Annotated in this window: 15 protein-coding genes and 1 rRNA gene; 12 read left to right on the top strand and 4 right to left on the bottom strand. The window is 72.9% G+C overall.

Translation table 11 applies throughout. From position 1 onward, the window contains the following. Positions 1–95, top strand: a 5S ribosomal RNA gene (gene rrf, locus AB0I52_RS32215); the annotation flags it as partial. Between the two features lie 29 nt (positions 96–124). Here the strand turns inward: rrf and AB0I52_RS32210 are convergent. Further along, entirely contained in the window at positions 125–1,354 is a 1,230-nt protein-coding gene (locus AB0I52_RS32210) for a hypothetical protein (RefSeq protein WP_363078626.1), read from the bottom strand. Positions 1,355–1,384: 30 nt separating this feature from the next. Here AB0I52_RS32210 and AB0I52_RS32205 point away from each other — a divergent pair, with 30 nt between their 5' ends. Next, positions 1,385–2,161 (top strand): tetratricopeptide repeat protein, encoded by a 777-nt coding sequence (locus AB0I52_RS32205; protein ID WP_363078624.1) that lies wholly within the window; start codon positions 1,385–1,387, stop codon positions 2,159–2,161. Positions 2,162–2,225: 64 nt separating this feature from the next. On the opposite strand, the gene AB0I52_RS32200 is transcribed toward AB0I52_RS32205, so the two are convergent. Continuing rightward, the gene (locus AB0I52_RS32200; protein ID WP_363078622.1) at positions 2,226–3,503 is read right to left on the bottom strand and encodes a DUF1015 domain-containing protein; all 1,278 of its coding nucleotides are present in this window, start codon (positions 3,501–3,503) and stop codon (positions 2,226–2,228) included. 72 nt (positions 3,504–3,575) lie between these two features. Here AB0I52_RS32200 and AB0I52_RS32195 point away from each other — a divergent pair, with 72 nt between their 5' ends. From AB0I52_RS32195 to AB0I52_RS32180, 4 genes are all read left to right on the top strand, one after another. Continuing rightward, entirely contained in the window at positions 3,576–4,604 is a 1,029-nt protein-coding gene (locus AB0I52_RS32195) for an HAD-IIA family hydrolase (protein WP_363078620.1), read from the top strand. A 302-nt stretch (positions 4,605–4,906) separates the two neighbouring features. Further along, a complete protein-coding gene (locus AB0I52_RS32190) occupies positions 4,907–5,866 on the top strand; it encodes an iron chelate uptake ABC transporter family permease subunit (RefSeq protein WP_363078618.1) in 960 nt (319 codons plus the stop codon). A gap of 107 nt (positions 5,867–5,973) precedes the next feature. After that, positions 5,974–6,963, top strand: coding sequence for an iron chelate uptake ABC transporter family permease subunit (locus AB0I52_RS32185; protein ID WP_363078630.1), 990 nt, complete (start codon positions 5,974–5,976; stop codon positions 6,961–6,963). Between the two features lie 158 nt (positions 6,964–7,121). After that, the gene (locus tag AB0I52_RS32180; protein WP_363078628.1) at positions 7,122–7,922 is read left to right on the top strand and encodes an ABC transporter ATP-binding protein; all 801 of its coding nucleotides are present in this window, start codon (positions 7,122–7,124) and stop codon (positions 7,920–7,922) included. A 103-nt stretch (positions 7,923–8,025) separates the two neighbouring features. Here the strand turns inward: AB0I52_RS32180 and AB0I52_RS32175 are convergent, their stop codons facing one another. Then, positions 8,026–8,373, bottom strand: a complete 348-nt coding sequence (locus AB0I52_RS32175; protein WP_363078616.1) for an SCP2 sterol-binding domain-containing protein — start codon at positions 8,371–8,373, stop codon at positions 8,026–8,028. A 43-nt stretch (positions 8,374–8,416) separates the two neighbouring features. Between AB0I52_RS32175 and AB0I52_RS32170 the strand changes: the two genes are divergently transcribed. The 5 genes from AB0I52_RS32170 to AB0I52_RS32150 all read left to right on the top strand — a co-directional run bounded on the left by AB0I52_RS32170 (position 8,417) and on the right by AB0I52_RS32150 (position 13,659). Next, positions 8,417–8,770, top strand: coding sequence for a hypothetical protein (locus tag AB0I52_RS32170; RefSeq protein ID WP_363078614.1), 354 nt, complete (start codon positions 8,417–8,419; stop codon positions 8,768–8,770). Positions 8,771–8,777: 7 nt separating this feature from the next. Next, on the top strand, positions 8,778–9,593 hold the full coding sequence (locus AB0I52_RS32165; protein WP_363078612.1) for a TlyA family RNA methyltransferase: 816 nt from the start codon (positions 8,778–8,780) through the stop codon (positions 9,591–9,593). Continuing rightward, positions 9,590–10,495 carry an NAD kinase gene (locus tag AB0I52_RS32160; protein ID WP_362965543.1) on the top strand — a complete coding sequence of 302 codons (906 nt, stop codon included), beginning with the start codon at positions 9,590–9,592 and terminating at the stop codon, positions 10,493–10,495. Before AB0I52_RS32165 ends, AB0I52_RS32160 begins: the two co-directional genes overlap by 4 nt. A 96-nt stretch (positions 10,496–10,591) precedes the next feature. Next, positions 10,592–12,337 (top strand): DNA repair protein RecN, encoded by a 1,746-nt coding sequence (gene recN, locus AB0I52_RS32155; RefSeq protein ID WP_363078610.1) that lies wholly within the window; start codon positions 10,592–10,594, stop codon positions 12,335–12,337. A 224-nt stretch (positions 12,338–12,561) separates the two neighbouring features. Further along, positions 12,562–13,659: a glycosyltransferase family 4 protein gene (locus tag AB0I52_RS32150; protein WP_363078609.1), complete on the top strand. Its 1,098-nt coding sequence runs from the start codon at positions 12,562–12,564 to the stop codon at positions 13,657–13,659. A gap of 19 nt (positions 13,660–13,678) precedes the next feature. Here AB0I52_RS32150 and AB0I52_RS32145 read toward each other — a convergent pair whose 3' ends face one another. Then, entirely contained in the window at positions 13,679–15,304 is a 1,626-nt protein-coding gene (locus AB0I52_RS32145) for a PucR family transcriptional regulator (RefSeq protein ID WP_363078607.1), read from the bottom strand. Positions 15,305–15,542: 238 nt separating this feature from the next. On the opposite strand from AB0I52_RS32145, the gene AB0I52_RS32140 reads away from it, so the two are divergent. Beyond that, entirely contained in the window at positions 15,543–16,394 is an 852-nt protein-coding gene (locus tag AB0I52_RS32140) for a sulfurtransferase (protein ID WP_363078605.1), read from the top strand. The last annotated feature ends 147 nt before the right edge of the window (positions 16,395–16,541 follow it).

Genomic DNA, 16,541 nt, shown 5'->3' with positions numbered 1-16,541 from the left:
AAACGCCCGGTTACATTCCGAACCCGGAAGCTAAGCCTTTCAGCGCCGATGGTACTGCAGGGGGGACCCTGTGGGAGAGTAGGACGCCGCCGAACAATCTTTGAAGGACCCTTGGTCCCAGCGTTCAACGCTGGGACCAAGGGTCCTTTTTGTTTTGTCGAAGCGCGTCGGGTGTCCGGCTGCGCAAGAATGTCTGTAGTACCCGATGACAGGAGCACCACCGATGTCCACCAACTCTCCCGACGATCGTTCGGAGCGCGAGCCGCGTCGCCGGGACGGCGGTGACCGTGGCGGCGTCAGCGGGGGTCGTGACGACCGGTCGGGCGGCCAGCGTCGGGACAACGACCGCGGTGGAAGCCGCCGTGACGACAGCAGGCCCACCCACAGCGGCGGCGCCCGCCGTGACGACAGCCGGCCCAGCAGCAGCGGTGGCGGCGGTTTCCGTCGCGACGACAACCGGGGTGACCGGGATCGTGCGCCGCGGCGTGACGACAGCCGTGGTGGTTCCGGCTCCTCCGGTGGTGGCAGTTTCCGTCGTGATGACCGGGCTCCGCGTCGTGATGATGACCGTGGTGGGCGTTCCGGTGGTGGCTTCGAGCGGCGTGACGACCGGCCGCGTGGCCCGCGTCGCGACGACGACAACCGCGGTGGCAGCACCGGCGGTGGCTTCCGTCGCGACGACAGCCGTGGTGGTTCCGGCTCCTCGGGCGGTGGTTTCCGTCGCGATGACAACCGTGGTGGCAGCACCGGTGGTGGCTTCCGTCGTGACGACAGCCGTGGTGGTTCCGGTTCGTCCGGTGGTGGTTTCCGTCGTGATGACAACCGTGGTGGTTCCAGCACCGGTGGTGGCAGTTTCCGTCGTGATGACCGGGCTCCGCGTCGTGATGATGACCGTGGTGGGCGTTCCGGTGGTGGCTTCGAGCGGCGTGACGACCGGCCGCGTGGCCCGCGTCGCGACGACGACAACCGCGGCGGCAGCACCGGCGGTGGCTTCCGTCGTGACGACAGCCGTGGTGGTTCCGGCTCCTCGGGCGGTGGTTTCCGTCGCGACGACAGCCGTGGTGGTTCCGGTTCGTCCGGCGGTGGCTTCCGCCGTGACGACAACCGGCCCAGCAGCAGCGCTGGCGGCGGTTTCCGTCGCGACGACAACCGGGGTGACCGGGATCGTGCGCCGCGGCGTGACGACAGCCGGGGCGGCGCCTCCGGCGGTTTCCGCGGTCGGCGGGACGACGGCGACAGGGGCGGCTACCGCGGCCGCGACGACCGCGGTGACCGCGGCGGGTACGAGCGTCGGGACGAGCGTGAGCGCGAGCCGATCAAGCGGCTTCCCATCCCCGACGAGGTCACCGGTCACGAGATCGACAAGGACGTCCGGCAGGAGCTGATGAGCCTGCCCAAGACCCTCGCCGAGGACGTCGCCAGGAACCTGGTCATGGTGGCCCGGCTGCTCGACGAGGACCCCGAGCAGGCGTACGCGTACTCGCGCATCGCCCTGCGACTGGCTTCGCGGGTCGCCGCCGTGCGTGAGGCAGCGGGATTCGCCGCCTACGCGACGCAGAAGTACGCGGAGGCGCTGGCGGAGTTCCGGGCCTCCCGTCGGATGACCGGTTCCGTGGAGCTGTGGCCGGTCATGGCCGACTGCGAGCGCGGACTCGGCCGGCCCGAGCGGGCGATGGCCATGGCCGGTGAGCCCGAGGTGCAGAAGCTGGACAAGGCCGGACAGGTCGAGATGCGTCTGGTCGCTGCCGGAGCCCGCCGGGACATGGGGCAGATCGATGCCGCCATCGTGACACTGCAGAGTTCCGAGCTGGCCTCCAGCGCCGTCCACCCGTGGACGCCGCGACTGCGCTACGCGTACGCGGACGCGCTGCTGGCCGCAGGGCGCGAGGACGAGGCGCGTGAGTGGTTCGGGAAGGCCCTGGAGGCCGACAAGGACGGCTCCACCGACGCGTCGGACCGGCTCGCCGAGCTGGACGGTGTGGAGTTCGTCGATGTTCTCGGCGACGATGACGAGGACGGCGCCCCTGTTTCCGCCCCCGCCGCCCCCGCGGACGCGGCCGATGACGTCGAGGCACCGGTGGTAGCCGCCGCTGACGACCTCGATGACGACGACCTCGACGATGACGAGGACGACGACGAGGACGGTCCGGTCAAGGCGTAACGCACAAGAAGAGGGCGGCACTCCACTCGGGGTGCCGCCCTCTTCTGTGTGTCAGGGTGCGGGATCAGCCGAGGGGCAGGCTGCGCAGGACCAGGCCCGTCGCCGGCTTGGGGCCGAAGGAGGTCGACTTGCGCGGCATGGTGACGCCCTGCCGGGCCAGGTCCCGGACGACTTCCTCGCGTACGGGATGCATCAGCACCGCCGTGGCGTTGTGACGCTCGGCCTGTTCGACGGCGGCCGCGGTGTCGTGGATGTACGCGATGTGCGCCGGATCGTCCGGTATCTCCCAGACGTGGTCGAGCAGTGCCGAGTGCAGGACCGTGGCGTCGAGGGTGCGCCAGGCGGCCGGCCGGTCGGCCGGGACGGTGCGGGTCAGCAGGGCCTCGTCGGGGCGGTCGACCAGATGGAAACCGCCGTCGCCCGCGAGCAGGAAGGCGTTGCCCTCGGCGGCTGCCCCGGCCAGGGCGTCCAGGGCCCGGGGGAGCGGCCCCTCGATGTCGCGGATGCGGAAGAGGCCGGTCAGCGCGGCGAGTGCGTCGGCGACGGGCAGGCCGTGCAGCAGCCGGTGGATGGACCGGACCCGGAGCGGGTACCGGGCCGTGTCGACCAGGAGGACCAGACCGAAGTCCCAGGGACCGGGGACGGAGTGTTCCCGCTGAAGCCTGAGATAGGTGGCCCAGCGGTGGTGGCCGTCGGCGATCAGGGCCTGGTGACGGGCCAGATCCGTCTCCACCACCGATCGTTCGGCGGCGTCGGTGATCGCCCAGAGCCGGTGGCTGAAGCCGTCCTCGGTGGTGGTCGCGAGCAGCGGCGGGCGGTGGATCGTCCGCTCGATGACGGCGGTCGCCCCGGCGGCGTTGCCGTCGCTGCGGTAGGTCAGCAGCAGCGGTTCGAGGTGGGCCTCGGTGGTCCGCATCAGGTCGGCGCGGTCCTCGACGACATCGGCCATCACGTCCTCGTGCGGGAGCACGATGCCGTCGGCGGGGCCGGAGAGGGCCAGCGCGCCGATGACGCCGCGCTGGAGGATCTCGTCGTTGCGCTGCTCGTACACGTAGAGCGCGGGCTCGGGATCGGGGGCGAGGATCCCCTCGGCGAGCCAGCGGCCGAGCGTGGCCGCGGCCTGTTCGTGGCGGGCGGACGCGGTGTCGGCCTGCGGGAGGATCAGGCGCACGATGTTGTGCGGATCCGCCGACTCCAGGTGGAGCAGCCCGTCGGGCCGTACGACGACGTCGTACGGGGGCGAGGTCACTGCGGCGAGGCTGCCGACCAGCTCGGGGACGTAGCGCAGTCCACGGAACGGAATCAGGTGCAGTCCCTGGTCCGCAGGGCCTCGTGAATTCATTTCTGCATCGTATGTGCGGTTCGGGGATGCGCGATGATCGGGGGGAGAAGCGGGCAATGAGGAGCGCAGGATATGAGCCAGGCGAGCAGGACCAGGCCGAGCGGGATCAGTACCGCGTTGAGTGAGGCGTACGACACGGCTCTGCTCGATCTCGACGGGGTGGTGTACGCGGGCGGGCAGGCGATCGACCATGCGGTCGAGGCGCTCGGCACGGCGCGGGACGGTGGAATGCACCTGGCGTACGTGACCAACAACGCGCTGCGGACGCCGGATGCGGTGGCGGAGCATCTGACCGAGCTCGGGGTGCCGGCCGAGCCCGCCGACGTGATCACTTCCGCGCAGGCGGTGGCCCGGCTGATCGCCGATCAGCTCCCGGCCGGGGCCCGGGTGCTGGTGGTCGGGGGCGAGGGGTTGCGGGTGGCGCTGCGTGAACGCGGGCTGCGGCCGGTGGAGTCGGCGGACGACGAACCGGTGGCGGTCGCGCAGGGATACGGCGGCCCCGACATGGCGTGGGGCCGCTTCGCCGAGGCCGCCTATGCGGTCAATCGCGGGTTGCCGTGGTTCGCGTCCAACACGGATCTGACCATTCCGAGCGCCCGGGGAATCGCGCCCGGCAACGGGGCGGCCGTGGAGGTCGTACGGATCGCGACCGGGGCCGAGCCGCAGGTGGCCGGGAAGCCGCTGCCGCCGATGCACAGGGAGACGGTGCTGCGGACCGGCGCGCAGCGGCCGTTGGTGGTCGGGGACCGGCTCGACACGGACATCGAGGGGGCGTTCAACGGCGGTGTCGACTCGCTGCTGGTGCTGACCGGGGTGACGGACGCGGTCCAACTGGTGGCCGCGAAGCCGGAGCACCGGCCGACGTACGTGGACGCCGATCTGCGGGGACTGCTGACCGGGCAGCCCGAGGTGACACAGGCGGGCGAAGGCTTCGGCTGCGGTGGCTGGACGGCGTCCGTCCGGGGTGAACAGCTCGTGCTGGAGGGCGAGGGGGAGGCGCTCGACGGTCTGCGGGCGCTGTGCGGGGCGGCGTGGTCCCGGGCCGGCGAAGGGTCGTGCGGGCTGGACGCGGGGAAGGCCGTGGCCAGGCTCGGGCTGTAGCGGCGGTGATCCCGCCGGCGTCATCCGGTCGGTGATCGGTCGGTGGTCTGGTCGGGCATTCGGTCTCGCCGGCCGCGGCGCGGGCGGAGGTGATCGTGGCGGCGTCCGGAGGGGAGTCGGCGGGCGGTCGGAGCGGGGGTTCGGGCACGGGGCCGGGTGGCCGGATCGAGGCCACGGCAGGGTAGGCTAACCTAACCGGCGTGTTCGTTGAGAGTCCCCCGGAGCCGAGTGCAGGCCCGACAGCCGCGCCGGCTGAACCCGAGCCCCCCGGGCGCCATGCGGTACGAGCCGCAGGGCTCCTGGTGGCTCTGGCGCTCCTGGCGCTGGTGTGCCTGGCGAGTATCGGGATCGGCGCCAAGGCACTGCCCCTCGCCGACGTCTGGCACGGGCTGTTCCACTACGCGGGGAGCAGCGACGACGTCCTCGTACGGAAGATGCGGGTTCCCCGGACCGTCCTCGGGCTGATCGTCGGCAGCGCGCTCGGCCTCGCCGGGGCCGTGATGCAGGCGCTCACCCGTAACCCCTTGGCCGAGCCCGGACTGCTGGGCGTCAACGCGGGGGCATCCGCGGCCGTCGTCTCCGCCATCAGCTTCTTCGGTGTCACCTCACTGACCGGGTACGTCTGGTTCGCCTTCGCCGGCGCCGCGATCGTGTCGGTGGCCGTGTACCTGCTCGGGGGCAGCCGGTCCGCCACTCCGGTACGGCTCGCGCTCGCCGGTACCGCGGTCACCGCGGCGCTGTACGGGTACGTCAACGCCGTACAACTGCTGGATTCCGCGGCGCTGGACCGGCTGCGGTTCTGGACTGTCGGGTCGCTCGCCTCCGCGAACACCGAGACGGTCGGCAAGGTGTGGCCGTTCATCGCGATCGGTGTCGTACTGACCCTGCTCATCGCCCGTCCGCTCAACGCCCTGGAGATGGGCGACGACACGGCGCGGGCACTCGGCGCCCATCTGACCAGAACACGGGTCCTCGCCATGCTCGCCGTCACCCTGCTGTGCGGGGCGGCGACCGCCGCGTGCGGACCGATCGTCTTCATCGGGCTGATGATCCCGCACCTGGTGCGCGTGATCACGGGTCCCGACATGCGGTGGATCCTGCCGTACGCGGCCGTGCTCTCCCCGGTGCTGCTGCTCGGCGCGGACGTGGTGGGCCGGATCGTCGCCCGCCCGTCCGAACTCCAGGTCGGTATCGTCACCGCGCTGATCGGCGGGCCGGTCTTCATCCATCTCGTACGACGCAAGAGGATGTCCCAGCTGTGACGGCCACGCACACGAAGGAGACGGCGCGGGCGTCACGGGAGACGGGGAGGACCGGGACGGCCCGGTCGGTGCGGGCCGTGCGGACGGCCGGCGGATGCTCGTTCCGGATGAACGTCCGGGCGTCCCTGGTGACTGCGCTGCTCGCGGTCGTGGTGGCGGGGGCCGGGGTCGTCCTCATCGGCAGCGGCGACTTCGCCATGACCCCGGGCGAGGTCGTCACCACGCTCTTCGGACACGGCACCTTCCAGCAGGAGTTCATCGTCACGGACCTGCGGCTGCCGCGGGTACTGGTCGGACTCCTCGTGGGTGCGGCGCTCGGTGCCGGCGGCGCCGTCTTCCAGACCATCTCGCGCAACCCACTCGGCAGCCCCGATGTGCTGGGCTTCGCCCAGGGCGCGACGGTGGGTGCGCTGACCGTGATCGTGCTGTTCCAGGGCGGGGCGACGGCGGTCGCGGGGGGTGCGGTGGCCGGCGGTCTGCTGACCGGGGTCGCCGTCTATCTGCTGGCGTGGAAGCGCGGGGTGCACGGCTTCCGGCTCGTCCTGGTCGGGATCGGCGCCGCCGCCATGCTGACCGCCGTGAACCAGTACCTGATCACCAAGGCCAACCTCGTGGACGCCACCCGGGCCGTCGTCTGGATGACCGGCTCGCTCGACGGGCGGGACTGGGCGCAGGTCTGGCCGCTGCTCGCGGTCTGCGGTGTCCTGCTGCCGCTGGTGTTCGCGCACGGACCGGCCCTGCGGGTGATGGAGATGGGCGACGACGCCGCGTACGCGCTCGGTGTACGGGTCGAACGTACCCGCCTCGTCCTGATGGGCTCCGCGGTGCTGCTCGTCGCCGTCGCCACGGCCGCCGCCGGGCCGATCGCGTTCGTCTCGCTCAGCGCCCCGCAGCTGGCCCGCCGGCTGACCCGCTCGACCGGCCCCAATCTGGTGGCCGCGACCTTCATGGGTGCCGCCCTGCTGCTCGTCGCCGACTGGGTCGCGCTCGATGCCTTCGGGGACCGGCAACTGCCCGTCGGTGTGGTGACCGGAGTGCTCGGCGGCTGCTATCTGCTGTGGCTGCTGGTGTCCGAGCGGAAGGCGGGTCGCATATGAAGAACGTATCCGTCGATGCCACTGGTGCCACCGATGCCGTCGGGGCCACCGATGCCGCGGATGTCGCTGGTGCCACGGATGTCGCCACCGACCGGGTGAAGTCCTCGCCCGCCGCTCAGTCCCTCACCAGCCCCCCGACCGACTCACGGAGTACGACCATGCAGCGCCTCACCGCGGACTCGGTGACCCTCGGCTACGACCAGCGGGTCATCGCGGAGAACCTCTCGGTCGAGATACCCGACCACTCGTTCACCGTGATCGTCGGCCCCAACGCCTGCGGCAAGTCGACATTGCTGCGGGCGCTCTCCCGGATGCTCAAGCCGAGCCGGGGCCAGGTGCTGCTGGACGGGCAGGCGATTCACCGGATGCCCGCGAAGAAGGTCGCCAGGACGCTGGGGCTGCTGCCCCAGTCCTCGATCGCGCCGGACGGCATCACCGTGGCGGATCTGGTGGCCAGAGGGCGCTATCCGCACCAGGGGCTGCTGCGGCAGTGGTCGCCCGAGGACGAACGCATTGTCGAGGAATCGATGGCGTCGACCGGCGTCGGTGAACTCGGTGATCGCTATGTCGACGAATTGTCCGGCGGCCAGCGTCAGCGCGTCTGGATCGCGATGGCGCTCGCGCAGCAGACACCGCTGCTGCTCCTGGACGAGCCGACGACCTACCTGGACATCCAGCACCAGATCGATGTGCTCGACCTGTGCGCGGAACTGCACGAGACACAGGGGCGCACGCTGGTGGCCGTGCTGCACGATCTCAATCACGCCGCGCGGTACGCCACGCACCTCGTCGCGATGCGGGAGGGCGAGATCGTCGCGGAGGGCCCGCCCGGGGAGATCGTCACCGCGGAACTGGTGGAGCGGGTGTTCGGGCTGCGGTGCCAGGTGATCTCCGATCCGGAGACGGGGACGCCGCTGGTGGTGCCGGCCGCGCGGGTCGCGCGGGCCGCGTCGGCGTAGGAGGGGGCCCTGTGCGGTGCGGGAGCCCTGCGGCCACGCTTCGCCCTCAAGCGCCGGACGGGCTTGATGTGACCGCTACGGGACGGGCTCGGCAGGGGCAGGGCTACAGGAGGGATCTGAGCTTCAGGAGGTCGCGGAAGCCGGCCTCCAGGCGTACCCGGCCCGAGCCCCACGCCTTGGCGAAGTTCAGCTCGCCGTTCACCAGGGCCACCAGATCGTCCCCGGTCATCGCGAGACGTATCTCCGTTTTCTGCGGAGGCGGCCCCTCGACCGTGTCCAGGACCTGGATCCGGCCGCCGGCCAGCCGGCCGGTGAACGTGATGTCGAGGTCCTTGATGTGGCAGCTCAGCGAACGGTCGAGGGACGCCGCGCTGCGCACGTCGCCGTCGGCCCCCGCGAGGTTGTCCGAAAGTCTGTCGAGTGCGCTGCGGCACTCCGCCATGGTCGCCATCGTGATCGACGGTACCGCAGCCCCTCGGGGTAGCGTTTCCCGCATGAGCGACTCGATGCCGGGGCCGGGGACGGCCGCCGGAACCGCGCCCGGGGAGATCCCGCAGGACGCGCCGCAGGAGCCGACCCGGGCGGCTGCGCACGACCCGGCGGCCCCGGCACCCCTCGGTGTCGTCCGCACGCCCACCGGCAACGCCGGGGTGGACGCGGAACTGGAGCGCCTGTCCGACGCCGACCACCTCCCGGCGGGCGGCCACATCGAGGTGTACGAGGATGTACACCGCGGACTGCGTGACGCGCTGACCGGGCTGGACGCCGGGCCCGCACCCGCACCGGTGCCCCCGAACGACAACTCGTACAACACCCCCGACAACAACTCGTACAACAACAGGAGCTGAACCGAACGTGGCAGGAGTGGCCCGTCGCCGTCTCGACGCCGAGCTGGTACGCCGAAAGCTCGCCCGCTCACGCGAGCATGCCAGCCAGTTGATCGCCGCAGGACGGGTGACCGTCGGCGGCAGCACCGCGACCAAACCGGCCACCCAGGTCGAGACGAGTGCCGCGGTCGTCGTCACCAAGGACGACAGCGACCCCGAGTACGTCTCACGGGGCGGCCACAAGCTGGCGGGCGCCCTCGCCGCCTTCGTACCCCTGGGACTGAAGGTGGAGGGGCGGCGGGCGCTGGACGCCGGGGCGTCCACCGGTGGATTCACCGATGTGCTGCTGCGGGCCGGAGCGGCACATGTCGTCGCCGTGGACGTCGGCTACGGGCAGCTCGCCTGGTCGCTCCAGTCCGATGACCGCGTCACCGTCAAGGACCGCACCAACGTACGGGAACTGACGCCGGAGGCGATCGACGGCGAGACGGCCGATCTGGTGGTGGGCGATCTGTCGTTCATCCCGCTGGGGCTCGTCATGCCCGCACTGGCGCGCTGTGCCGCCCCCGACGCGGACCTGGTCCTCATGGTCAAGCCGCAGTTCGAGGTGGGCAAGGAGCGGCTCGGCAGCGGCGGGGTGGTACGCAGTCCCGAGCTGCGGGCCGAAGCCGTACGCGAGGTGGCGCGCCGGGCTCGGGCGCTCGGTCTGGGGGTCCGGGGCGTGACGGCGAGCCCGTTGCCCGGACCCTCGGGAAATGTCGAGTACTTTCTGTGGCTGCGGGCCGGAGCACCTGAGCTGGATCCCGCGGATGTCGACCGTGCAGTGGCGGAGGGGCCTCGTTGACGACGAATACAGCACGAACAGTCTTTCTTCTGGCACACACCGGCCGGCCGGCCGCGATCCGCAGCGCCGAGCTCGTGGTCCAGGGCCTGCTGCGCAGCGGCCTGGGCGTACGGGTGCTGGCGACCGAGGCGGCCGACCTGCCGCTGCCACCGTCCGTCGAGACGGTCACCGATGCCACCCCCGAGGTGGTGAACGGCTGCGAACTGCTGATCGTGCTCGGCGGGGACGGGACGCTGCTGCGCGGTGCGGAGCTCTCGCGCGCCTCCGGAGTGCCGATGCTCGGCGTCAACCTGGGCCGGGTGGGCTTCCTCGCCGAGGCGGAGCGCGACGACCTGGACAGGGTCGTCAACCGGGTCGTCACCCGGGCGTACACCGTTGAGGAACGCATGACGATCGACGTCGTCGTGCACAGCAACGGCAACGTCGTCCACACCGACTGGGCGCTCAACGAGGCGGCCGTGCAGAAGGTGTCGCCCGAGCGGATGCTGGAGGTCGTGCTGGAGATCGACGGCCGGCCGGTCACCGGGTTCGGCTGCGACGGCATCGTGTGTGCGACGCCCACCGGCTCGACCGCGTACGCCTTCTCGGCCGGCGGACCCGTCGTCTGGCCCGAGGTCGAGGCGCTGTTGATGGTCCCCATCAGCGCCCACGCGCTCTTCGCCAAGCCGCTGGTCACCTCGCCCACCTCGGTGCTCGCCGTCGAGGTCCAGCCGCACACCCCGCACGGGGTGCTGTGGTGCGACGGGCGCAGGACCGTCGAGCTGCCCGCCGGAGCGCGGGTCGAGGTGCGGCGCGGCGCGGTGCCCGTACGGCTGGCCCGGCTGCACCAGGCGTCCTTCACGGACCGGCTGGTGGCCAAGTTCGCGCTGCCGGTGTCGGGGTGGCGGGGCGCGCCGAACTGACCCCGGGCGGGGCGCCCGGGGACTCCTTCGTACCCACCCGATCCGGTGCCCCGGCCGCAGCCCGTGTGCGCGCCGGCCACGAAACCTCGTATGGTCATGTCCGTGTTGGAGGAGATGCGGATACGGTCGCTCGGAGTCATCGACGACGCGGTGGTGGAGCTGTCACCCGGTTTCACCGCGGTGACCGGTGAGACCGGCGCGGGCAAGACCATGGTCGTCACCAGCCTGGGGCTGCTGCTCGGCGGACGCGCCGACCCCGCCCTCGTGCGGATCGGTGCGAAGGCCGCGGTCGTCGAGGGCCGGATCACGGTGTCCGAGGGCGACGCGGCGGCGCTGCGGGCCGAGGAGGCCGGGGCGGAGATCGAGGACGGTGCGCTGCTGATCAGCCGTACCGTTTCGGCGGAGGGGCGCTCCCGCGCACATCTGGGCGGCAGATCCGTGCCGGTGGGCGTGCTGGCCGAACTCGCCGACGAACTCGTCGCCGTGCACGGCCAGACCGACCAGCAGGGGCTGCTCAAGCCGGCCCGGCAGCGGCAGGCCCTCGACCGGTACGCGGGCGACGGCGTCGCCGGACCGCACACCACGTACGCGGCGGCCTACCGGCGGCTGCGCGACGTCGCGAGCGAACTCGACGAACTGACGACGCGCGCCCGCGAACGCGCCCAGGAAGCCGATCTGCTGCGCTTCGGGCTGAACGAGGTCGCCGCGGTCGAACCGCTGCCCGGTGAGGACACCGAGCTGGCCGCCGAGGCCCAGCGGCTCGGCCACGCCGACGCCCTCGCCTCCGCCGCCTCCCTCGCGCACACCGCGCTGGCCGGCAATCCCGAGGACCAGGAGGCGGTCGACGCGGCGACCGTCGTGGCGGCGGCCGGGCAGGCGCTGGAAGGGGTCCGGTCCCACGACCCGGCGCTCGCCGCGCTGGCGGACCGGGTCGGCGAGATCTCCATCCTGCTCTCCGACGTCGCGGGCGAACTCGCGGGCTACGCCGACCAGCTGGACTCCGACCCGCTGCGGCTCGCCGCGGTCGAGGAGCGGCGCGCCGCGCTCACCGGGCTCACCCGCAAGTACGGCGACGACATCGGCGCCGTGCTGGCCTGGGCCGAGCAGGGGGCCGCGCGCCTCACGGAGCTGGAGAGCGACGATGACCGGATCGGCGAACTGACCGCGGAACGGGACGCGCTGCGCACCGAACTCTCCGGACTCGGACAGGCGCTGACCGACGCCCGTACGGCGGCGGCGGCGCTCTTTGCCGAGGCGGTCACCGCGGAACTCGCCTCCCTCGCCATGCCGCACGCCCGGGTCTCCTTCGACATCCGGCAGACCGAGGCGGCCGACGAGGCGTCCGGCATCGACATCGGCGGACGCAGCGTGGCCTACGGGCCGTCCGGCGCCGACGAGGTCGAACTGCTGCTGGCCCCGCACCCCGGCGCCCAGCCCCGCCCGATCGCCAAGGGCGCATCGGGCGGTGAGCTGTCCCGGGTGATGCTCGCCGTCGAGGTGGTCTTCGCCGGCTCCGACCCCGTACCCACCTACCTCTTCGACGAGGTCGACGCGGGCGTCGGCGGCAAGGCCGCCGTCGAGGTCGGGCGCCGGCTGGCGAAGCTCGCGAAGTCCGCCCAGGTCGTGGTCGTCACCCACCTGCCCCAGGTCGCCGCGTTCGCCGACCGTCAGCTGCTGGTCGAGAAGACCGTGGACGGCTCGGTGACCAGGAGCGGTGTCACCGTCCTGGAGGGCGAGGAGCGGGTACGGGAGCTGTCCCGGATGCTCGCGGGCCAGGAGGACTCCGAGACGGCCCGCGCCCACGCGGAGGAACTGCTCGCCACGGCACGGGCGGACGGCTGAGGGGTGTCCGGAATGTATCGTCGCGTCCGGCCCGGCGGGGCGCTCCGGGGGCGCTGAGCCCGCGGAGGGGCGCCGCGATCTTCACCCGTGCGAGTGGTGCGCCACGCCCGGTTTGTTGCGGTGCGCACCGGAGTTACGGTCCGGCCGTGCCGGAACGTGCGTACGGACTGGCATCCTTGGCGGTGTACATACCGCCGACTCGGCAGCCCCGGGAGCCATTCAACGTGTCACAGCTGCGTACGGTCCAAGTACTGGGCGGAGGCAGTGCGGGAAGCAGCGCCCATGTCGGCTCGCTGGCCGCCGGACTGGTCGCGAGAGGCGTGCAGGTCACGGTCTGCGCGCCCGCCGGGCTGGACCGAACCTACGATTTCTCCGCGACGGGGGCGCACTTCGCGCCCGTACCGAGGCGCACCGATCCGGCCTCCGTCGCCGCGCTGCGCGCTGCCTGCGCCGGCGCCGACGTGGTCCATGCGCACGGACCGCACGCCGCCGTACGGGCCGCTCTGGCGCTCGGCGGACGCCGCGTCCCGCTGGTCGTCACCTGGCACACCCGGTCCCATGCCGAGGGCGCCCGCCGCCGGCTGCTGCATCTGCTGGAGCGGAGGGCCGCCCGTGCGGCGGCCGTGGTGCTCGGTGCCTCGTCGGACCTGGTCGACCGGGCCCGGCGGCGTGGGGCGCGCGACGCCCGGCTCGCGCCCGTCGCCACTCCGGCACCGCGGCTCCCCGCCGTGCTGCTCGACGGCAAGGTGCGGGCCGAACTCGGCGCGGTGGAGCGGCCGTTGATCATGGCGGTCGGCAGTCTGGTGCCACAGCACGGGTTCGGCGCGCTGCTCGACGCGGCGCGGTCGTGGCGGCGGCTGGACACCGTACCCCTGCTGGTCATCGCGGGGGAGGGGCGCGAGCGGGCCGCTCTGCAGCGCCGGATCAAGGACGAGGACCTGCCCGTCGCGCTGATCGGCAGCCGGACCGATGTCACCGAGCTGCTGGCCGCCGCCGATCTGGTCGTGCTGCCCAGCCGCTGGGAGGCCCGCTCGATGGTGGCCCAGGACGCGCTGCGGATCGGCGTGCCGCTGGTCGCCACCGCGGTCGGCGGGGTGCCCGAACTCGTGGGCGACGCCGCGGAACTCGTGCCGTACGGGAACGCGGAGGCGCTCGCCCGCGCCGTGGCCCGGCTGCTCGGCGATCCGGCGGTACGGGACCGGCTGGCCGCCGCGGGTCTTGCCCAGGCGGCGAGTTGGCCGACCGAGGACGACACGATCGCCCAAGTGCTGAGCGTGTACGACGAGTTGGCGCATCCGTTGGCGGTGGCCCGGATCCGCTGAGCCGGGAGGGGGCCGGCCGCTACGACGCGTGGCGGCGGGCGCGCAGGGCCAGGCTCAGAGCCAGTACCGCCTGCGGATCGTCCAGATCGGTGCCGAGAAGTTCACCGATACGGGCGAGCCGGTTGTACAGCGTCTGACGGTTCAGGTGCAGCTCGCGCGCCGTCTCCGCCTTGCGGCCCGCATGCGCGAGGTAGGTCTCCAGCGTGGGCAGCAGCGGCGGGCGCGAGGTGCGGTCGTGATCGCGCAGCGGTCCGATCGCCCGCTCGACGAACGCCGCCAGGTCCGGATGGTCCCGCAGCCGCCAGAGCAGCAGGTCGATATCGAGGCGCCGGGCGTCGTACCAGGGCCGGTCGCTGAGCCCCTCTGCCGCCGTGGCCGTCTCCGCCGCGTGCCGGAGCCCCGCACCGGCCGTCGCCCAGCTGCCCGCCACCCCGACCACGACGACCGGGGGATGGGAACCCGCCCGTTCCAGACCGGCCCGCTCCACCCCGGCCCGCAGCGCCGCGGCGACCCGGTCGGCCACCGCCGTGCGCTCCGTCTCGGTCCGCAGCGCCAGCAGCAGCGGCACCCGGCCCTCCACCGGCCGCACCCCGAGCAACACCGGCACACCCACCGAGGACAGCTCCTCCAGGACCGCGCGGGCCAGCAGCGCCCAGTTGCCGGACGGGGACAGCTCGGGGGCCAGCCGCATCACCACGGGCAGCAGCGGCATCTCGCCCGGTTTGAAGCCCAGCACCCGGGCCTGGGCCGGTGCGTCCTCGGGCGCGATCCGGCCCTCCGCCAGATCCGTCAGGAAGTCACCGCGGCCGCGCGCGGCGAGTTCCTCCTCCTGGCGGGCCTGCATCAGCACCACGGCGAGCAGGCCGGCCGCGCGCTCCGCCGCCATCCGGTGCACCGTCACCAGCGGGCCGTCCACGGCCAGCAGGACCAGCCGGGCCCGTACCGAACCGGCCCCCGGGCCGCCGCCCGGCACATCCGCGAGCACCGCGCCGAGGGGCGGCGACTCGCGGGCCGCCCGGCCGCCGCGCATCCCGTCCCAGACCTGGAGCGGATCGGCGGAGACCGGACCGGACCCGGTGCCCGCCGCGTACAGCAGCTGGCCGTCGGCCGTCTCCAGGAACACCGGGTTGGCCGTGAAGTCCGCCAGGATGCCCAGCACCTGGGGTACCCCGCCACCGCCGAGCAGCGCCTGGGTGCAGCGCCGGTGGACCTCCTCGGCCTGCTGGAGGAGCGCGTAGTGACCGTTGACGATCTCGGTGTGGATCTCCTCGGTCACCGTCACGAACGGCACCTCGCGGTGCAGCTGGACCAGCGGCAGCCCGGCGGCGCGCGCGGCGTCCACTATCGAGGCGGGCAGCCTGCTGAAACGCGGACCGAGTTCCACCACCAGGGCGGCGATGCCGCGGTCGGCGAGCCTGCGGACGAACGCGCGCTGCTCGGCGGGGCGGCTGCCGAGTCCCATACCGGTGGTGAGGAGCAGCTCGCCGCCCTTGAGCAGTGAGGCGATGTTGGGGACCTCGCCCGCGTGGACCCAGCGCACCGTACGGCTGAGCCGGTCGGCGCCGGACACCACCTCGGGGAGTCCGCTGCGCAGCCCCGGCAGTTCGAGGGCCCGCTGAACGGTGATGCCGCCTTGGGTCTCCACTGGCTGGCCTCGCGCTTCGGTCGGGTCGGATCGGGCGGACGCCCTGATCAGGAAGGTACCGGCCCAGGGCGCCGTCGGCGGCGCCGGGGCGGCGCGGCCCGGGTACGGCCGTGCCGACCGGACGGACGGCTGTCGCCGGCGGCGACGGGCCACCGTTGACAGCGGCCGGGGCCGCTGCGATCTTGAAAATCCTGTGGGGTGACGGGCGCTTCGGTCCGTCCGGGGGAGTGGGGGAACAGTGGACGAGAACGTACGGCTTCCGGGCCCGCTGGTCGGCACCGAGTGGCTCGCCGAGCGGCTGGGTGCGCCCGGTCTGCTGGTGCTCGACGCCTCGGTCGGCGCGCACCGGGGCGCCGGGCAGCGGATTCCGGGCGCGCGGCCCTTCGACATCGACGGTGCGCTCAGCGACCACTCGGTCCCGCTGCCCCACGCGATGCCGGAGCCCGCCCGGTTCACCGAGGAGCTGCGCTCCCTGGGCCTGCGCACCGGTGACACCGTCGTCGTCTACGACGGGGCGGGCGTCTACTCCAGCCCCCGCGCCTGGTGGATGCTCCGGGCGATGGGCTTCGACCGGGTGGCCGTGCTCGACGGCGGTCTGCCCGGCTGGGCCGGCGCCGGCCTGCCGCTGGAGAGCGGTGCGCCCGTGGTTGCCACGGAGCGCGGTGACTTCACGGCCGCGCCGCGCGCGGGCCTGGTCGTCGGCGCCGGCGAGGTGGCGCGGGCGCTGGCCGACCCCGCGGCCGCCGTGTTCGACGCCAGGTCCCGGGAACGGTTTCTCGGCAGGGCACCCGAACCGCGTGCGGGGCTGCGCGGCGGCCATATGCCGGGGGCGGTCGGTCTGCCGTTCGGTGAGATCCAGAGCGAGGGCCGGATGCGCCCGGCGGCCGAACTGCGCGCCGCGTTCACCGCCCTGGCGGGCGAGCGGAAGCGCCTGTACTTCAGCTGCGGATCGGGTGTCACCGCCTGCGTCCTGGCGCTGGGGGCGGAGCTGGCCGGATACCGCGAGACGGCGGTGTACGACGGCTCCTGGAGTGAGTGGGGACTGCCCTCGGAGCTGCGCCCCGTCGTGACGGGACCCGAGAGCGCCTGACGGCGGGGACCGGCCGGCCTCCGCGCGGGCAGGCCCGGCCCCAGCTCCGCGTACGGACACCACTGACGGCGCCCCGGAGGATGCCCGGGTCTGACGTCCGGCTTTCCGGGCCGCCCGGTGCCGCCCCGGCTACAGTGGGCGGAGCCG

The sequence above is a fragment of the Streptomyces sp. NPDC050423 genome (genome assembly GCF_040655445.1).
Lineage (GTDB): Bacteria > Actinomycetota > Actinomycetes > Streptomycetales > Streptomycetaceae > Streptomyces.
This window is presented reverse-complemented; position numbering and strand designations above follow the sequence as displayed.

Coding starts and splice junctions, on each gene's coding strand:
- recN (WP_363078610.1), top strand. CDS start 10,592: ATGTCCGTGTTGGAGGAGATGCGGATACGGTCGCTCGGAGTCATCGAC.
- AB0I52_RS32200 (WP_363078622.1), bottom strand. CDS start 3,503: ATGAATTCACGAGGCCCTGCGGACCAGGGACTGCACCTGATTCCGTTC.
- AB0I52_RS32170 (WP_363078614.1), top strand. CDS start 8,417: ATGAGCGACTCGATGCCGGGGCCGGGGACGGCCGCCGGAACCGCGCCC.
- AB0I52_RS32195 (WP_363078620.1), top strand. CDS start 3,576: ATGAGCCAGGCGAGCAGGACCAGGCCGAGCGGGATCAGTACCGCGTTG.
- AB0I52_RS32180 (WP_363078628.1), top strand. CDS start 7,122: ATGCAGCGCCTCACCGCGGACTCGGTGACCCTCGGCTACGACCAGCGG.
- AB0I52_RS32205 (WP_363078624.1), top strand. CDS start 1,385: ATGAGCCTGCCCAAGACCCTCGCCGAGGACGTCGCCAGGAACCTGGTC.
- AB0I52_RS32185 (WP_363078630.1), top strand. CDS start 5,974: ATGAACGTCCGGGCGTCCCTGGTGACTGCGCTGCTCGCGGTCGTGGTG.
- AB0I52_RS32175 (WP_363078616.1), bottom strand. CDS start 8,373: ATGGCGACCATGGCGGAGTGCCGCAGCGCACTCGACAGACTTTCGGAC.